We start from the raw sequence: 17,884 nt of genomic DNA, 5'->3' as shown, positions 1-17,884 counted from the left end.
CCTCATCCACCCGGCGGACTCGGCGCCCGCCGGGAAAGGAAAAACTCAACGATAGACCGGGTAGTCCGCGCACAGCCCAGCAGCCAGCTTAGCCACCTGGGCCTCGACGTCGGCATCGCCGAGGTGGTCGAGGACATCGCAGATCCAGCCGGCCAGGTCGACGCACTGGGTTTCCTTGAAGCCGCGGGTGGTGACCGCCGGGGTGCCGATGCGCAGGCCCGAGGTGACGAACGGCGACTGCGGGTCGTTCGGCACGGAGTTCTTGTTGACGGTGATACCGACGCGGCCGAGGGCGGCGTCGGCGTCCTTGCCGGTGATGCCCTGCTTGATCAGGCTGACCAGGAACAGGTGGTTGTCGGTGCCGCCGGAAACCACGTCATAGCCGCGCTCAACGAAGACCTTGGCCATGGCCTGGGCGTTCTTGATCACCTGCTGCTGGTAGTCCTTGAAGCCCGGCTCCAGGGCCTCCTTGAAGCACACCGCCTTGGCGGCGATCACGTGCATCAGCGGGCCGCCCTGGGCACCCGGGAACACCGCGGCATTGAGCTTCTTCTCGATCTCCGGGTTGGCCTTGGCCAGGATCAGGCCGCCACGCGGACCGCGCAGGGTCTTGTGGGTGGTGGTGGTGACCACGTCGGCGAACGGAATCGGGTTCGGGTACAGGCCGGCGGCGACCAGGCCGGCGACGTGGGCCATGTCGACGAACAGCAGCGCACCGACCTTGTCGGCGATGGCGCGGAAGCGCGGGAAGTCCAGGGTCTTGGAGTAGGCGCTGAAGCCGGCGACGATCATCTTCGGCTTGTGCTCGACGGCCAGGCGCTCGACCTCGTCGTAGTCGATCAGGCCGGTGGCGGTGTCCAGGCCGTACTGCACGGCGTTGTACAGCTTGCCGGAGGAGCTGACCTTGGAGCCGTGGGTCAGGTGGCCGCCGTGGGCCAGGCTCATGCCCAGGATGGTGTCGCCGGCGTTGAGCAGGGCCAGGTAGACGGCGCTGTTGGCCGAGGAGCCGGAGTGCGGCTGGACGTTGGCGAAATCGGCGCCGAACAGCTGCTTGGCGCGGTCGATGGCCAGTTGCTCGACCACGTCGACGTGCTCGCAACCACCGTAGTAGCGCTTGCCCGGGTAGCCTTCGGCGTACTTGTTGGTCAGGCCGCTGCCCTGGGCCTGCATGACGCGCTTGCTGGTGTAGTTTTCCGAGGCGATCAGCTCGATGTGATGCTCCTGACGCGCTTCTTCGGCGTTCATCGCCGCCAGCAGTTCGTCGTCGTAGCCCTGGATTTGGTCTTGTTTGCTGAACATCGCTGATCTCCTGCGGCGCCACGCTGTAGCGCATCGGTGTGGAAACGGGAAGGGGGACCCCTTGTGGAGCCGATGGTATGACTCACCCCAAACCTTAAGATGCCTATGTACGCCACAGGGGATTGCGTTTGCGACATGCCCCTGTCGGTCATGCGCATGCGCCGTCCCAGAGGCGTTCCCGGCCGCCCCCTGCGACAGCCCGTCGCAGGCTCTAGCGCAGGTATTCGCGCAGCATCGCCAAGGCCAGGAAATGGCCCGGATAGAAACCATAGGCCCAGCGTCGCACCGGCGCCACCGCGAACCCCAGGGGCCGACGCAGCAGGCAGATTCCGACCGGCGGCGCCAGGGCGCTGGCCGCGACGACCGCCAGGGCGAAAGCGTCGCCGCGCCACGCATCGCCATACAGCGGCGGCCAGTAGTTGGCCAGCAGGCACAGCAACGGCGGCCACGGCCAGGCATGCCGGGGCCGGCGCAGCGCCTGGACGAACGCCGCCGGCAGCAGGACTCCGGCGGCGCCGAACATCAGCCAGGGGTGGGCCAGCAGCGCCAGCAACAGCACGCCCAGGCCGGGCCAGCGCGGGCCGCGCGGCCGCTCCAGGGCATGGGCGAGCAGCAGCCCCAGCGCCAGGGTCGGCAGGATGTTCAGGGTCTGCGGCGCCGGCACCAACAGCCGGTAGGGCCATTCGGACAGCAGGGCGAAGCCCAGCAGCAGGCCGAGATAGCGCAGCGGCAGCGGCTGACCGGGTGCCAGCCGGCGCAGGTTGACGGCGATGGCCAGGCAGAACAGCGGGAAGGCCAGACGCCCGGGCACATACAACCAGTACAGCTGCGGCCAGACGTAGCGCAGGTGATCGAGCAGCATGCTCAGCAGCGCCAGCCACTTGAGCAGGTCGAGGGCGGTATCCCGTGGGGAAGAGGACGGCATCGGCATGGGCAAGCGGGTCGCGCGGCGGGCCTGGGACGACCTTAGCCCAGGTTCGCCGGACATGCCGCCGAGCGTTCACCGTGACACCCCATCGGCGGCTGCCGCTTCGGCGCCAGGCGGAGGTAGAGTAGCGCCATACGCCGGCCCCCCTCCGGCGCCCCGATAAGAAGGAACTTGCAATGCCCGATTCGTCCCAGCAATTCGCCAGCGACAACTACTCCGGCATCTGCCCGGAAGCCTGGGCCGCCATGGCCGAGGCCAACCACGGCCACGACCGCGCCTATGGCGACGACCAGTGGACCGTCCGCGCCGCCGACCACTTCCGCCGCCTGTTCGAAACCGACTGCGAGGTGTTCTTCGCCTTCAACGGCACCGCGGCCAACTCCCTGGCCCTGGCGGCCCTGTGCCAGAGCTACCACAGCGTGATCTGCTCGGAGACCGCCCACGTCGAGACCGACGAGTGCGGCGCCCCGGAGTTCTTCTCCAACGGCTCCAAGCTGCTGCTGGCCAAGACCGCGAACGGCAAGCTGACCCCCGCCGCCATTCGCGAGATCGCCCTCAAGCGCCAGGACATCCACTACCCCAAGCCGCGGGTGGTCAGCCTGACCCAGGCCACCGAGGTCGGCACCGCCTATCGCCCCGAGGAGGTCCGCGCGATCAGCGCCACCTGCCGCGAACTGGGCCTGAAGCTGCACATGGACGGCGCGCGCTTCGCCAACGCCTGTGCCTTCCTCGACTGCTCGCCGGCCGAGTTGACCTGGCAGGCCGGGGTCGACGTGCTGTGCTTCGGCGGCACCAAGAACGGCATGGCGGTGGGCGAGGCCATCCTGTTCTTCAACAAGGAGCTGGCCGAGGACTTCGACTACCGCTGCAAGCAGGCCGGCCAGCTGGCCTCGAAGATGCGCTACCTGTCGGCGCCCTGGGTCGGCCTGCTGCAGAACGACGCCTGGCTGCACTACGCCGGCCACGCCAACCGCTGCGCACAGTTGCTGGCCGAACTGGTCGAGGACGTGCCGGGGGTCAGCCTGATGTTCCCGGTGGAGGCCAACGGGGTGTTCCTGCAGATGGCCGAGAGCGCCCTGGAGATCCTGCGCGCCAGGGGCTGGCGCTTCTACACCTTCATCGGCGCCGGCGGCGCACGCTTCATGTGTTCCTGGGACACCGACGAGCAGCGGGTCAGGCAACTGGCTGCGGATATCCGCGCCGCCATGACCCCGGCCTGAGCCCCGCCGCCGCCCGCTGCGGGTAACGGACGGCGCGCACGCCAGTTACCCACGGCGGCGGTGGATCAAGCTGTGGATAAGCTGTATGGCGAAGCCTGCAGGGCAGGCCCGCCGCGCGTCTCCGCATATCGATCATTTCATGAGCGATTTCAGCTACTTAGCCAATGGCTTACGCACAGATACTGTGCAGGGCTGCGTAGACAAGCTGTGGACAGATGAGCGCGAGCCACGGCTGGCAAGGCCTGCGGAGCCCTGTGCATTTTCCGACCAGCGGCACCGGGCCGAACCGCCGCCGGCTTGCGCCACGCGCCCGCCGAACAGGCCGCTCCCTTGCCGGAGGCCATTGTCCACAGCGGCTGTGGATGAAGCTGTGGGCAGACTGTATAGCGAAGCGCCCGGCCCAGCACCGTCGCGGGCTGCCGAGAATCGATCATTTTTTCAGCAAAATCAGAAGCTTGGGTCGTGACTTAAGCACAGAAACTGTGCACCGCCCTGTGCATAAGTTGTGCGTGCCTCGCCACGGGCCGCCGCCCGTGGCGCCTGCGGCCGACTGATCAGGGATTGCCCAGCCCGTCTCGAGGCGTTCGGCCCGGCCCCAGGGGCGGCGGCTTGCGCCATGCCCGGCCGGCGCCAGGAGCCTTACCCACAGAGGCCGTGGATGCTTCTGTGGACAACCTGTCGAGACGCTGTACAGACAGGGCTGCAGCCCTGGCCCCCCGCGGCCTGGCGCATTCCGCTCGTTTTTCGAACAGTCCCAGCCGCTCCCCCACGAAGCGCCGCCAGAGACCGGGCCTGCGGCACACGGCCGTCCTGGTGCAACACGTAGGGCTATGCTGGCTCTATCCAAACGGCGCCGCGCGCCTGGATAGTGGCCAGGGCGCGTCACCTCCTGTCGGGGCTGACGCGCCACTGGACCCGGGGTTCGCCGGAGCCAGGAGCCCTCCTGGACCGCGCGACTTGCCACTCGCCCGAACAAGGGAGAACGCAGATGAACGACACTTTCGATCCGCGCCGCCGCCAGGTGCTGCTGGGCAGCGCCGCGACGCTGGCCTCGACCGGCCTGCTCGGCCTCGGCCCGCTGGCCCTGGCCGCGGAAACGCCACTGCCGGATTACGTCAACTGGAAGACCCCGGAGGCGCTGGTGGTGCACAGCGCCCAGACCCTGGAGACCCGACGCGACGCCATCGGCACCAGCATAGTGACCTCCAACGAGCAACTGTTCATCCGCAACAACCTGCCGGCGCCGCCCCCCGCCATAGTCGCCGACCGCGATGCCTGGACGGTCGCCTTCGACGGCGTGAAGAACCCGCGCAGCCTGACCCTCGGCGAGCTCAAGACCCTCGGCGTGACGACCGTGGCCAGCGTGCTGCAGTGCTCGGGCAACGGCCGCGCCTTCTTCGATCACGAGTCCAGCGGCACCCAGTGGCAGACCGGCGCCGCCGGCTGCGTGCTGTGGAGCGGCGTGCCGCTGAAGGCGGTGGTCGAGGCCCTGGGCGGCGCGCTCGACGGTCGCCCCTATATCACCAGCACCGGCGGCGAGGAGCTGCCGGCCGGCCTCGATCCGAAGAGCCTGATTGTCGAGCGCTCGGTGCCGGTGCATGCGCTGGACCAGGCCCTGCTCGCCTGGGAGCTGAACGGCGAGCCCCTGCCCCTGGCCCATGGCGGCCCGCTGCGCCTGGTGGTGCCGGGCTACTACGGGGTGAACAACGTCAAGTACGTCAAGCAGGTGGCCTTCACCGCCGAGCAGACCGACGCCAAGATTCAGGCCTCCGGCTACCGCATCCGCCCGGTCGGCCAGGGCGGCGCGCCGGATCAGCCGTCGATGTGGGAGATGAACGTCAAGTCTTGGATCACCCGGCCGCTCGCAAAGGCCAAGGCCGGACGGGTGGCGATTCAGGGGGTGGCCTTCGGCGGCGCCAAGGCGGTGCAGGGCGTCGAGGTGTCGCTCGATGGCGGCAAGAGCTGGCAGGCCGCGCCCTTCGTCGGCCCGAGCCTGGGCCCCTACGCCTGGCGCCCCTTCGTGCTGATCGTCGAGCTCAAGCCGGGCAACTACAGCCTCATGAGCCGGGCGACCGACGTGGAGGGCAACGTCCAGCCCGAGGATGAACTGGTGAACGAACGCGGCTACGGCCACAACGGTTGGAGGGATCATGGTGTCGACATTGCGATTGTCTAAGGCGGTGGGACTGTTCCTGGGCCTGGCCCTGGGCGGCGCGCTCGGTCCGGCGCAGGCGGGCGAGGCGGACACGGATGACGCCCGCTTCGCCCTGGGCCGCCAGGTGTTCACCGAACAGGCGCAACCGTCCTGCTCGCTGTGTCACAGCCTGCGGGACGCCGCTGCCGCCGGCGCCATAGGCCCCGATCTGGACCAGCTCAAACCCAGTGCCGAGCGGGTGATGGCCGCGGTGCGCGGCGGTGTCGGGGTGATGCCGGCCTTCGCCGCCTCGCTCAGCGCCGAGCAGATCGAGGCCGTGGCCCACTACGTGGCGCGGGCAACCCAGCCCTGAGGCCGGCTCGAACGCCCCTCGCCTCACCGAGGCGGGGAGCGCTCCCCCTTTCCCCGTCCCGGCCCCGGTCGCCCTGCCTATACTCAGGACACTCGGGATTGGGAGGCTGCCATGGCCAACTATACGGTCGACGCCATTCGCACTGTTGCCCTGGTCGGCCAGGCCGACAGCGGCAAGACCAGCCTGGTCGAGGCGCTGCTGCAGCGCAGCGGCGCCATCGCCAATCAGGGCACCCTGGAGCGCGGCGACACGGTCTGCGACTTCGACCCCCTGGAGCGCGAATACCGCCACTCCCTGGCCTCGGCGCTGGCCCACTGCAACCATGACGGCGCAGAGATCAACCTGATCGACACCCCCGGCTACCCCGACTTCATCGGCCAGGCCATCGCCGCCCTGGCCGCGGTGGAAACCGCCCTGGTGGTGGTCAATGCCCAGAGCGGCATCGAGCTGAGCACCCGGCGGATGATGGATCTGGCCGGGGAGCGCGGCCTGTGCCGGATGCTGGTGGTGAACAAGATCGACGCCGAGCGGGTCGACCTGCCCGGGCTGCTCGAGGAACTGCGCGAAGCCTTCGGCAAGGAGGTGCTGCCGCTCAACCTGCCGGCCGACGGCGCCAGCCGGGTAGTCGACTGCTTCTTCAACCCGGAGGGCGCGGCCGACTTCTCCTCGGTGGCCGAGGTGCACCAGGCCCTGGTCGACCAGGTGGTGGAGGTCGACGAGGCGCTGATGGCGCGCTACCTGGAGCAGGGCGAGATCGCGCCGACGGAACTGCACGCGCCCTTCGAACAGGCCCTGCGCGAGGGCCACCTGATCCCCCTGTGCTTCGTCTCGGCGCGCAGCGGCGCCGGGGTCGGCGAGCTGCTGGACATCCTGGTGCGCCTGGCGCCCAACCCCGCCGAGGGCAACCCGCCGCTGTTCCTCAAGGGCGCGGGCGAGGCGGCCAAGCCCTTCCGCTCGCGGCCGGAACCGCAGCGCCATGTGCTGGCCCATGTGTTCAAGGTGGTGATGGACCCCTTCGTCGGCAAGCTCGGCATCTTCCGCGTGCACCAGGGCACGCTGCAGCGCGACATGCAGCTGTTCATCGGCGAGGCCAAGAAAGCCTTCAAGGTCGGCCATCTGCTGCGCCTGCAGGGCAAGCGCTACGAGGAAGTGGTGCAACTGATACCCGGCGACTTCGGCGCGGTGAGCAAGGTCGAGGAGCTGGAGTTCGATGCCGTGCTGCACGACTCCCACGACGAGGACAGCATCCGCCTCAAGCCCCTGGCCTTCCCCGCGCCCATGCAGGGCCTGGCCATCGAGGCCAAGCGCCGTGGCGACGAACAGCGCATCGCCGAGGTGCTGCACCGCCTGCTCGCCGAAGACCCCTGCGTCAGACTCGACTACCACCCCAGCACCCAGGAGACCGTGCTGCGCGGCATGGGCGAGCTGCACCTGCGTTACCTGCTCGACCGCCTGACCAGCACCTACAAGCTCGAGGTGCAGACCCAGCCGCCCCGGGTGCCCTACCGCGAAACCGTCACCCGCGCGGCCGAGGGCCATTGCCGGCACAAGAAGCAGACCGGCGGCGCCGGCCAGTTCGGCGAGGTGTTCCTGCGCGTCGAACCCCTGCCCCGCGGTGCCGGCTTCGAGTTCGTCGACACGGTAAAGGGCGGGGTGATCCCCGCGCAGTTCATTCCCTCGGTGGAGAAAGGCGTGCGCTCGGTGCTGGAAGCCGGACCGCTGGCCGGCTACCCGGTCGAGGACCTCAAGGTCACGGTCTACGACGGCAAGAGCCACGCCGTCGATTCCAAGGACATCGCCTTCCAGGCCGCCGGGCGCAAGGCCATGCTCGACGCCCTGCGCGCGGCCCGTTGCATCGCCCTGGAGCCCATCGCCAACATCGAGATCACCACCCCGGAGAGCAAGCTCGGCGACATCACCACCGACCTGGTCGGGCGCCGCGGTCAGGTGCTCGGCAGCGAAGCCCAGGCCCAAGGCCTGGCGCTGGTTCGCGGCCAGGTGCCGCTGGCCGAGCTGGACGGCTACGGCGGCCGGCTCAAGTCGATCACCGCCGGGCAAGGCGCCTACAGCCTGGAGCTGAGCCACTACAGCCCGGTGCCACAGGACGTGCAGCAGCGCCTGGCGGCCAGCCACAAGGCGACGGATCAGGAAGACGACTGAACCACTCGCCTCGAGCGCCCAGCTATCCAGAAATCTGCTGGACGAGGCTGTGGATAAGCTGTGTGGACAAGCGTCCAGCGCAGTGCCACCGAGGGCTCCCGCCAATCGGACAATTTCTGAACGATTTCAATCAGCTAGCCATAGGCTTAAACACAGATTCTGTGGGCCTAGCTGTGGATAAGCTGTGCCCAGGGCGGCGCGGCCCAGTGCCGCCGCGGGCCGGCCTGCGCTGTACGTTTTTCGTTCGGTCCGCAACGGCCTCACGGGGGCGATGGAGAGGCCCTGGCAGGCTTAACGGGCCAGGTGCCAACGGTGCAGCATCCGGTGCAACAGCGGACTGAGCAGGATACCCACGGCCACCAGGAACAGAGTGTCGGCGAACAGCCCGTAGCAGGCCGCGAACCAGGCCAGCGCCGGAGCGTCGCCAGCGCTGACCGGCCCCAGGCCGCCGAGGATCGACAGGGCATTGAGGCCGGCCTCGGTCAGGGGCAGACCGGCGACCAGGTGGAAGCCCAGGACCCCGGGCAACAGCGCCACCAGCAACACCCCGCTGGCATAGAGGAAGAAACGCAGCAGGCGCAGGCTGAATACCAGGCCGTGGGCCAGTTCCTCGTCGAATTTCTCGAAATGCTGCATGTCGTGCCGTCCCTTGCGCCCGTGCCGATTGGGTCCCGGTGGCGGGCCGGGACTGCCGCTGCCGGCGATTGTCCCAGAACGCCGGCGCTGCGACGAGTCGCGGCGGCGTCCCTCAGCCCAGGCGCCGGTAGCGGCTCTGCACCAGGCCATTGGCGAAGGTGCGGGTGCCGAGATGGCGCCAGCGGATGTCCTGCTCCAGGGGGCCGAACAGCGCGACCCCCGCACCGATCAGGATCGGCACCCGGGTGATGATCAGCTGCTGGATCAGGCCGGCCCGCAGAAAGCCCTGGATGGTCTGCCCGCCGTCGATGTAGAGGTGCTTGGCCCCCCGCTCGGCCAGACGCTCGACCAGCTCCGCCGGGGGACAGGCCATGACCTCGACGCGGCCGGTCAGGTGTTCGGGAATCTGCAGTGCCTGGCGGCTGAGCACCACCACCGGGGTCTCGCCATAGGGCCAGTCGTCGAAGGTCAGCACCTGCTCGTAGGTGCAGCGCCCCATCACCAGGATGTCGACCGTGTCCATGAAGGCCTGGTAGCCGTAATCCTCGCCATCCTCGGCGCTGCCGTTGGCCGGCAGCCAGTCCAGCTCGCCATCGGAACGGGCGATGTAACCGTCGAGGCTGGTGGCGATATAGACGGACGTTTTCATCCCTTCCTCCTCGCACCGGGGAACAGCGGGTGCCTGACTTCCGGAAGACTCCTGACGGTTGCACGCCGTACCAGGGGCCAGCCCCTAATTTAGCAGCCTGCAGCGGCCCAGGCTCGGCGAGCCGCCCAGGGGCGCACCGGCACCGGACAAAGAAAAGCCGCGCCCGGAGGCGCGGCTTGGGCATGCGCCTCAGGCTACCTTGCGGGCCTGGGTCGGGACATTGTTGTAGTACTCGATGAGGCCGAAGTTCTGCCCGCTGGCCAGGACCGCCTGCACCTGGGCCGCGTTCATGCCGTACTCCAGCTGCGCGTTGTTGACCTGCAGGTCGAGCTGCAGCGAGCCGGCCTGGGCATAGGCGGCGTTCCATTCGGCGATGGCCTGGTTCAGGTCGTTGAGCACCGCGTCGAAGTTGCTGCCGCCGGCATCGGCGAGGGCGCTGCGGATATCGGTGATCGCGGCGTTGACGTCGCTCTCCAGGGTTTGCCACTCGGCCAGGATCGCCTGCAGGCTGGTCTCGATGGCCTCGCTCTGGCTGGCCAGATCGGCGAAGTTGCCCGCCAATACATGCAGGGTGGCGACATCGGCGGTGATACCGGTGATCTGCCCGAGCTTGGCCTGGATGCTCGCCTGGTCGGCCTTGATCTTCTCGGCATCGAGGGCGATGTAGGTGCTGGCCACCGCCACCGCCGGGCCCAGCACGAACCACACCGCGGCCCCCACCGGCCACAGGGCGATGGTGGCCGCGACCCCCAGGGTGATGGCCACGCCATCGGCGATGCCGAGGGCGACGATGGCGGCGGTCAGGCTCTTGATGTCGGCCTTGAGCTGGGCGATATCGGCGTTGAGCTGGTCGATCTGCGCCTGGTCGGCATTGGCGTCCTGGGTCGAGCGGTCGGCAATGCTCTGCAGCTGCCTGGCCATGTCCGGCAGGTTGTCGCGGCTCTGCTGCAGCGCGCTGATGGCCCCGGCGATGAAGCTGGTGACCAGGGCCAGCTGACTGCTCAGGGCATTGAGGTCCTGGTTGAGGGTAGCCAGCGCCGTGGGGTTGGAGGGTTGCTCGATCAGGGCCTGCGCCTGGGCCTTGGCGTCCTGCAGCACCTGGGTGATGACGCCGTTGTAGCCGAGCACCTCCTGGGGCACGTCGAGCAGCCGGGCCATGACGTTGTTGACCCAGTTCAGGGCGTCGCCATTGGCCTGCTCGTAGGCCGAGATGAACTCGTTCCAGTCGGGCGGGTTCTGGTTGAGGGTGGGCAGGCTGGAGGTCAGCACGCTGGTCATCAGCGTGTTGACCTCCACCACATTCTGCTTGTAGCTGGCCTGGGCCTCGGCCAGGGAGCGGGCATTGCTGCGAATGGCATGGGCGAGCGAGTGCATGATGCGATCCTCCTTGAGGGTGTTGCGGCGTGTGTTCCATCACTGCCCTCAAGGGTAGATCAGTCCCTGGGCGGCAAAATACCGATTGGCGTTAAGCGTTGCCCCGGCAAATAGCGCGGGCAGCTATGCCCTGGCGACCGGCCCTCAGGCGGCCAGCCCTTCGGCCTTGAGTGCCGCCTGCACGGCCGGACGGGCGGCCAAGCGCACCAGGTAGCCGTTCAGCTCGGGACAGTGACTGATGTCCAGGCCGAGGTAGCCCGCCCAGCTGGCCACGGTGAACAGATAGGCGTCCGCCGCGCTGAAGGCCTCGCCGGCCAGGTATGAACGCCCCTGCAACTGGGTCGACACCCACTGCAGGCGCCGGCGCAGGGCTTCCCCGATGGCCGCCTTGGCCGTCTCGTCCAGGGCCGGGTTGAACAGGCCGCCGAAGCCCTTGTGCAGCTCGCTGGTGATGAAGCCCTGCCATTCCATGACCCGATAGCGCGCCATGCTGCCGGCGGCCGGCATCAGGTCGACGCGCCCGGCACGGTCGCACAGGTATTGATTGATCACCGGCCCTTCGCTCAGGTAGGAACCGTCGTCCAACTCCAGCAAGGGCACATAGCCCTTCGAGTTGAGGCGATAGTAGTCGTCGCCGTGCTCGGTCTTGTGGGTCGCCAGGTCGACCCGTACGAGGCTGAAGGCCTGGCCGATCTCGCGCAGCACGATGTGCACGGCGAGCGAGCAGGCACCCGGGGAATAGAAGAGTTTCATGCTGAAGGCTCCGCATCAGGACCGATGGGGCGCAGGTCAGGCAGTGGCATCCCAGCCGGGACCACCCACGTCGAGTACGACCGGGCCAGCACATGGGGCGCGCTATGCGGCGGGCTGGGAACCGATCATGCCCTGTCAGGGCGCCAGGGTGGCGCCACAGAGAACAGGACATGCATCAAGCATAGAGGCAATTGCCGGAACCGCTAGGTCCCGGCAATGCTGGGGGGGGGCAGGCTGGAGCCGGCTTAGAAGTCGATGACCACGTCGCCCTGGGGCACGCTGCAGCAGGACAGGATGTAGCCTTCGGCGACATCTTCGTCGGTGATCCCGCCGTTGTGTTCCATGGTCACCTCGCCAGCGGTCTTCATCACCTTGCAGGTCCCGCAGATGCCCATGCCGCAGGCCTTGGGGATATGCAGGCCGAGCTTGGCGGCGGCGGCATGCACGGTCTCGCCCGGCTCGATGCGCACGCTCTTGCCGGTGGAGCTGAACTCCACCATGAGCTGCTCGGACAGCGGCACCGGCTCGGCCTCGGCGGCCTCGGCGGCCAGCTCCTTGACCTCCTCGCGCACGTCCGCCGGCGTCGCCCCGAAGGACTCCTCGTGGTAGTGCCGCATGTCGAAGCCGTTGCTCTCGAGCAGGCGCTTGACCGCGTGCATGTAGGGCGTCGGACCGCAGCAGAAGATTTCCCGCTCCATGAAATCCGGGGCGATCAGCTCCAGCATCTTCTGGTTGAGGTAACCGCGGTAGCCGGCCCAGGCCTCGCCCAGACCATGCTTCTCGCAGATCACGTGCAGGCTGAAGTTGTTGATCCGCGCGGCCATGTGCTCCAGCTCGCGGTGGTAGATCACGTCCTTGGGGGTGCGGGCGCTGTGCACGAAGACCATGTCGACGTTGGCGTTGGTGTCGTAGAACCAGCGCGCCATGGACATCACCGGGGTGATGCCGACGCCGCCGCTGAGGTACAACACCTTCTCGGCGGGGAAGTCGATGGCGTTGAACAGGCCGACCGGGCCGTGCACCGGCAACTCGTCGCCTTCCTTGAGGTTGTCGTGCAGCCAGTTCGAGACCTTGCCGCCCGGCACCCGCTTGATGGTGATGGAGAAGCTGTAGGGCACCGAGGGCGAGCTGGAAATGGTGTAGGAGCGCATGATCGGCTGGCCGTCGATCTCCAGCTCCAGGGTCACGAATTGCCCGGGCTTGAAGAAGAACAGCACCGGCTGTTCGGCCATGAAGCAGAAGGTGCGCACGTCCCAGGTTTCCTGGATTACTTTGACGCAACGCACCAGGTGGCGGCCATTGCTCCAGGTCTGGGTGGTAACCGGATTGAGGAAGTCGTTCGTCGTCATGGACGTCTCTCCGCGCACGGCCGGACATCGGCCTAATATGGGGCGGATTGTGCGTAACGCCCGACACCGCCACTTACCTGTCAGCGACATTCACATACTTATCGCGACCTGCCGCAGAACACGCGGTTTACAGCGTCGGAAACGGATGCCGCCATGTCGCCCATGGATAAGGTTAGCTCAGCGCCCCCAGACAAACTCAGCTCCAGCCGAAGCAAATGGATAAGAGCGCACGCCCCCCGTTTTGCCTAGCGCAAAACGCCACTCGGCAGGCGATAATCGAGGGGTGCCACGCCGCCTTGCGTAGCAACCGAAACAGCCACTTTATATGCGGTGGACGCACTGCGTGCCCCGCCACCGAGGAGTTACCGATGGACGTCACTTCCACTCTGAGCCTGGGCGATCCGCTGGAGCCCGCACGCAAGGCCACCGCCGAGATGCTGCAGACCCGCGAGCGCACCTACTCGCTGCCGCAGCCGTTCTACAACGACGAGCGTCTGTTCCAGATCGACATGCAGGAGATCTTCCACAAGGAGTGGCTGATCGCCGGCATGACCTGCGAGATCCCGGCCAAGGGCAACTACCTGACCCTGCAGATCGGCGACAACCCGATCCTGGTGATCCGCGGCGCCGAAGGCGTGGTCCACGCCTTCCACAACGTCTGCCGCCACCGCGGCTCGCGCCTGTGCACCAGCGACAAGGGCAAGGTGGCCAAGCTGGTCTGCCCCTACCACCAGTGGACCTACGAGCTCGACGGCCGCCTGCTGTTCGCCGGCACCGAGATGGGCGCCGACTTCGACATGAAGGCGTACGGCCTCAAGCCGGTGCACTGCAAGACCTCCGGCGGCTTCATCTTCATCTCCCTGGCGGACAACCCGCCGGCGATCGACGAGTTCCTCTCCGGTCTGGCCCATTACATGGAGCCCTACGACATGGAGAACGCCAAGGTCGCGGTGCAGAGCACCATGCTGGAGAAGGCCAACTGGAAGCTGGTGCTGGAGAACAACCGCGAGTGCTACCACTGCAACGGCGCGCACCCTGAACTGCTCAACAGCCTGCTGGAGTGGGACGACACCACCGACCCGCGCGCCGACCAGGCGTTCAAGGACCACGTGGCCGAGTCCGCCGCCCGGTGGGAAGCCGAAAAGATTCCTTACGCCCACGCCGGTTTCGGCCTGCGTAACCGCATCGTGCGCATGCCGCTGCTCAAGGGCACCGTGTCCATGACCATCGACGGCAAGCCGGGCTGCAACAAGCTGATGGGCCGCATCAAGGATCCGGACCTGGGCTCCATGCGCATCCTGCACCTGCCGCACTCCTGGAACCACTGCATGGGCGACCACCTGATCAACTTCACCGTGTGGCCGGTCAGCGCCCAGGAGTCGATCGTCATCACCAAGTGGCTGGTGCACAAGGATGCGGTCGAGGGCGTCGACTACGACGTCGAGCGCCTGCGCCAGGTCTGGGACGCCACCAACGACCAGGACCGTCGTCTGGGCGAAGAGAACCAGCGCGGCATCAACTCCACCGCCTACCAGCCGGGCCCCTACTCCAAGACCTACGAATTCGGCGTGGTCAACTTCATCGACTGGTACAGCGGTCAGATGCTGAAGAACCTCGGCGCCGAGCCGGCGCCCTACCTCAAAGGCGTCGCCACCGAGTAACACCGCGTGACCGGCGGGTTGGTCGCCCGCCGGAGATAGATCGCACACTGAGGCCCTGACGGGCATTTCCCAAACCTCCTGGCCTTCGGCCCGGAGGTTTTTTTTGGCATACCGCCAGCCCTTCGCGACCGCGGCCCGCCACCTCGGTGTTACCCCACGCCCTGTCCGGTAACAAAATCGGGTAGGACTGCAACAGAACCGGGCATTGCCAGGTACGGCGCCTGCCAGTGAAAAATCACTAAATCATTGTTTTTTATGATATTTATTTTTCTGGCACGGCTTATGCTCTCTCTTCACGCACAAAAACAATAAAGCAAAAAGAAAAAGCGTCTCGACTCTGCCACAACAAAAACAACAGGACAGAAGAGTCGCAAACAGATTTTTTTGGAAAGCGTGTGCATTCCGGGGCCTGCCCCGCGACCAAGGCGATAAGAATAAAACTACCTCGAGGTAGCTCGCTGCTCTGGTCGGATCACCCAGTGACGAAGGCGCGGCCAGTACCCAAAAAAATACGTTTGCCCTTGATTCCATATGGGATCGGACAAGACGGCTTGGAACGCTAACAAAAACAACAAATCGTTCAATAACAAGAACAAAGCACGCATCAGTTTGAAGGGGAGCTCCGGCTCCCCTTCGTGCTTTGTGCCGCCTGGCCAGCCCCGGCTCCCTGCGCCGAACCAGCGGCGAACGCGCCCCGCCCACCGCGCGCCCGCCTCCCTTCCGCTACGCCGCCCCCTCGCAACCGAGGACACTAGGCTCTCTGGGCAGCCGACGCTCCCGCAGCGCGCCGATCAGCTCGGCAGATAGCGCAGGCTCCACTGCCGGGCGGCCACCCCCTGCTCGATCATCTGTTCGACCTCCCCGGCCGTGCAGCCCAGTTGCTGCAGCACGGCAGAGGTATGGTCGCCATATTTCGCCATCCGCCCCGGCAAGCGCACGGGGGCCCGTTGCAAACGGATGGCGTTCGGCGCGACCAGCTCGACCCGATGCCCACAGGGGTGCTCGGGATAGGCGATGAAGGCAACGGTCCTGGGTCCGTTCAGGTCGATGCCGCCGGCCTCGGTCATCGATGACGACTCGCGTAGCTGGCTCATCCGCCCCAGCGGCTGACAGCCGATGTCGAACGGCGCCAGCAGCGCCTGCCAATGGCTCATCGCCTGACGTCGGAACAACGCCTCCAGGCAGCGCTCGGCCGCCTGGTTGTCGACGAACTCAAGCTCGGGGGACTGCAGCGCCCGGCACAGAGCAGCCAGCTGAGTGGTGCGGTCCAGGGCCAGGAACAGCCAGCCGTCCAGCGCCTGATAACAGCGATAGAAGGCATGGGCGCCCTTCACCTCGCGTCCGCTCGGCTCGTCGAAGGGACCGCGTCCGGGGTAGTCGTACATGAACGGCAGCTGAATCAGCTGCCCGGCCGCCACCAGCGAGCTGCGCGCCAGCGAGCCGCCGTGACCATGGGCGCGCCTGACCAGCGCCACGCCGATGGCCTGGGCGGCGCAGTAACCGCCCAGCACATCGATGGTGCCGAAGTGGGCGTGCTCCTCCGGGGTCTGCAGGCCGCCGCCGAAGCGCGCCATGATGCCGGTGGTCGCCTGCACCAGGTCGTCATAGCCCGGGTGATTGCTGCGCGGTCCCGGGGTCGGACCGCCGAAGGCATCGAACTGGCAGAGGATCAGCTCGGGGTTGAGCCGCCGCAGGCGCTCGGCGGACAGGCCCAGGCGCTGCAGCTGCACATCGCTGGCGTTGATGGTGACCACATCCACCCGTTGCAGCAGTCTGTCCAGCAGCGCCTGGCCCTGAGGGCTCTTCAGGTCGAGCAGCACGCTCTGTTTGCCCTGGTTGGCCTGCATGCCGAACACCGTGGTGTTCCAGGGATCCAGCACCGGCTCGGGCGGATCGATGCTGATCACCTCGGCGCCGAAACGGGCCAGGGTGGAGGCGATGGTGGGTCCGGCGATCACGTTGGTCAGATCGAGGATGCGTACGCCCTCCAGCCAGCCCTTGGCCGGCGCGGCCGGATCGGCGTCGGGCAGCGTGCTGGGGCGATCGCGCCAGCTCTGCAACAGCTGCAGCACGGCGCCGCGATCCTGATGGGGAACCTGCGCCGGCTGCTTGTCGATGACCGCCTCGTCCCCGTCCAGCCAACAGATGTTGCCCAGCTGGCGCAGGGCGCCGTAACGCGGGTCCTCGACCTGCAGCACGCTGCTCGACTGCAGGGCGTGTTCGCTGGCCAGCCACTCGGAGGTCAGCTGGTGGGCGCAGCCGGGCACCCCGGCCTCGCCGAACAGGCGTTGCCACTCGTAGGCCGGCTTGCTCAGAAACGCCGCCTTCATCTTCTCCGAGACCCGGTCCGCCCACTGCCGCGACAGCGGATAGGACAGCAGGGTGCACTCGGCGCCGGACGGCCAGTCCGCCACGTCCAGGTACGGGCTGTGGGTCGGAATCCCCAGGGCGGCGATCTCGTCCCACAGGCCCAACACCCGCAGGCAGGCGATCGGGTGCCGGGCATGGGAGCAGTTGACCGAATAGAAGGGCCGTCCGTCCCGGCAGACATAGGTGCGGTAGAAGGGATCGAGGAACTCCTGCAGATCCTCGTACTTAAGGTTCAGCGCCAGGCCCTGGCTACGACGGCGCTCGATCTCCCGCTCGCGCAGCGACTTGTAACGCTCGGGCAGCCCCTCGATGTGCATGGAGTTGTAGGCCAGCCCCTCCATCAGCGCCGCGGCGATGGGCACCTCGATGCGCTCGCCCTGACCGCTCGTGACCCGGGCGAACAGCGCCAGGGTCGCCGCGGTGGCGCCGAGCACCGCGGCGTAGGCCGACGCCAGGGGCAAGGGCGAGAAGGACGGGGTGATGCCCATCAGCACCCGGCTCAGGCCCATGTCGGTGAACTGGCCCACGGCCGCGGCGATGATGCCCTCCCAGGCCGGCAGCCCCGCGCACTCTTCATCCTTCTCGGAGAAACCCGGCAGGGACAGATAGACCAGCGCCGGGTTCAAGGCACGCATCGCCTCGGCGCCCAGGCCCAGGCGCTCCATCACCCCCGGACGGAAGTTTTCCACCAGCACGTCGGCATGCCTGACCAGCTCGACGGCCAGCTGCAGGTCCTGCTCGGACTTGAGGTCGAGGCTCACGCGCTGCTTGCCGCGGTTGAGGATGGCGTCGGCGGGATTGTCCCAGCGCGGCCCGCCAGGCGGGTCGATATGGATCACCTCGGCGCCCTGGTCGGCCAGCATCATCGCCACCGCCGGCCCGGCGATGTAGTGGCCGAAGTCGACGACTCGGTATCCGCTTAAGGGGCGCTGCTTGCTCGTATTCATGGTCACCTGCCGTTACGGGATGAGGACTGCA

The 17,884-nt window shown here is 67.3% G+C and carries 13 protein-coding genes; 5 read left to right on the top strand and 8 right to left on the bottom strand.

Annotated features, from left to right (window positions below):
* Positions 1-45: 45 nt before the first annotated feature.
* Together glyA and ACSX1C_RS17755 are read right to left on the bottom strand one after the other, a co-directional pair.
* Entirely contained in the window at positions 46-1,299 is a 1,254-nt protein-coding gene (gene glyA, locus ACSX1C_RS17760) for a serine hydroxymethyltransferase (protein ID WP_439887253.1), read from the bottom strand.
* A gap of 211 nt (positions 1,300-1,510) precedes the next feature.
* Positions 1,511-2,224: a TraX family protein gene (locus ACSX1C_RS17755; protein ID WP_439887252.1), complete on the bottom strand. Its 714-nt coding sequence runs from the start codon at positions 2,222-2,224 to the stop codon at positions 1,511-1,513.
* 179 nt (positions 2,225-2,403) lie between these two features.
* Between ACSX1C_RS17755 and ACSX1C_RS17750 the strand changes: the two genes are divergently transcribed.
* The 4 genes from ACSX1C_RS17750 to fusA all read left to right on the top strand — a co-directional run bounded on the left by ACSX1C_RS17750 (position 2,404) and on the right by fusA (position 8,114).
* Positions 2,404-3,447, top strand: a complete 1,044-nt coding sequence (locus ACSX1C_RS17750) for a threonine aldolase family protein (protein ID WP_439887251.1) — start codon at positions 2,404-2,406, stop codon at positions 3,445-3,447.
* Positions 3,448-4,435: 988 nt separating this feature from the next.
* On the top strand, positions 4,436-5,623 hold the full coding sequence (sorT, locus tag ACSX1C_RS17745; RefSeq protein ID WP_439887250.1) for a SorT family sulfite dehydrogenase catalytic subunit: 1,188 nt from the start codon (positions 4,436-4,438) through the stop codon (positions 5,621-5,623).
* Positions 5,610-5,954, top strand: coding sequence for a SorU family sulfite dehydrogenase c-type cytochrome subunit (gene sorU, locus ACSX1C_RS17740; protein WP_439887249.1), 345 nt, complete (start codon positions 5,610-5,612; stop codon positions 5,952-5,954). Before sorT ends, sorU begins: the two co-directional genes overlap by 14 nt.
* A 111-nt stretch (positions 5,955-6,065) precedes the next feature.
* Positions 6,066-8,114 carry an elongation factor G gene (gene fusA / locus ACSX1C_RS17735; RefSeq protein WP_439887248.1) on the top strand — a complete coding sequence of 683 codons (2,049 nt, stop codon included), beginning with the start codon at positions 6,066-6,068 and terminating at the stop codon, positions 8,112-8,114.
* A gap of 291 nt (positions 8,115-8,405) precedes the next feature.
* Here fusA and ACSX1C_RS17730 read toward each other — a convergent pair whose 3' ends face one another.
* The 5 genes from ACSX1C_RS17730 to gbcB form a co-directional block, all read right to left on the bottom strand.
* A complete protein-coding gene (locus ACSX1C_RS17730) occupies positions 8,406-8,750 on the bottom strand; it encodes a hypothetical protein (protein WP_318643936.1) in 345 nt (114 codons plus the stop codon).
* Between the two features lie 112 nt (positions 8,751-8,862).
* On the bottom strand, positions 8,863-9,399 hold the full coding sequence (locus ACSX1C_RS17725; RefSeq protein WP_439887247.1) for a dihydrofolate reductase family protein: 537 nt from the start codon (positions 9,397-9,399) through the stop codon (positions 8,863-8,865).
* A 189-nt stretch (positions 9,400-9,588) separates the two neighbouring features.
* Positions 9,589-10,773, bottom strand: coding sequence for a hypothetical protein (locus ACSX1C_RS17720; RefSeq protein ID WP_439887246.1), 1,185 nt, complete (start codon positions 10,771-10,773; stop codon positions 9,589-9,591).
* 144 nt (positions 10,774-10,917) lie between these two features.
* A complete protein-coding gene (gene gstA, locus ACSX1C_RS17715; RefSeq protein ID WP_439887245.1) occupies positions 10,918-11,526 on the bottom strand; it encodes a glutathione transferase GstA in 609 nt (202 codons plus the stop codon).
* Between the two features lie 245 nt (positions 11,527-11,771).
* Entirely contained in the window at positions 11,772-12,875 is a 1,104-nt protein-coding gene (gene gbcB / locus ACSX1C_RS17710) for a glycine-betaine demethylase subunit GbcB (protein WP_439887244.1), read from the bottom strand.
* Between the two features lie 368 nt (positions 12,876-13,243).
* Here gbcB and gbcA point away from each other — a divergent pair, with 368 nt between their 5' ends.
* The gene (gene gbcA / locus ACSX1C_RS17705; protein ID WP_439887243.1) at positions 13,244-14,536 is read left to right on the top strand and encodes a glycine-betaine demethylase subunit GbcA; all 1,293 of its coding nucleotides are present in this window, start codon (positions 13,244-13,246) and stop codon (positions 14,534-14,536) included.
* Between the two features lie 791 nt (positions 14,537-15,327).
* Here the strand turns inward: gbcA and ACSX1C_RS17700 are convergent.
* Positions 15,328-17,853, bottom strand: coding sequence for a CoA transferase (locus ACSX1C_RS17700; RefSeq protein WP_439887242.1), 2,526 nt, complete (start codon positions 17,851-17,853; stop codon positions 15,328-15,330).
* Between the last annotated feature and the right edge of the window lie 31 nt (positions 17,854-17,884).

Source organism: Pseudomonas sp. MBLB4123, from assembly GCF_051904775.1.
Classification (GTDB): Bacteria; Pseudomonadota; Gammaproteobacteria; order Pseudomonadales; family Pseudomonadaceae; genus Aquipseudomonas; species Aquipseudomonas benzenivorans_B.
Note: the sequence above shows the minus strand (reverse complement) of the source record. Positions and strands in the feature narration are given on the sequence as shown.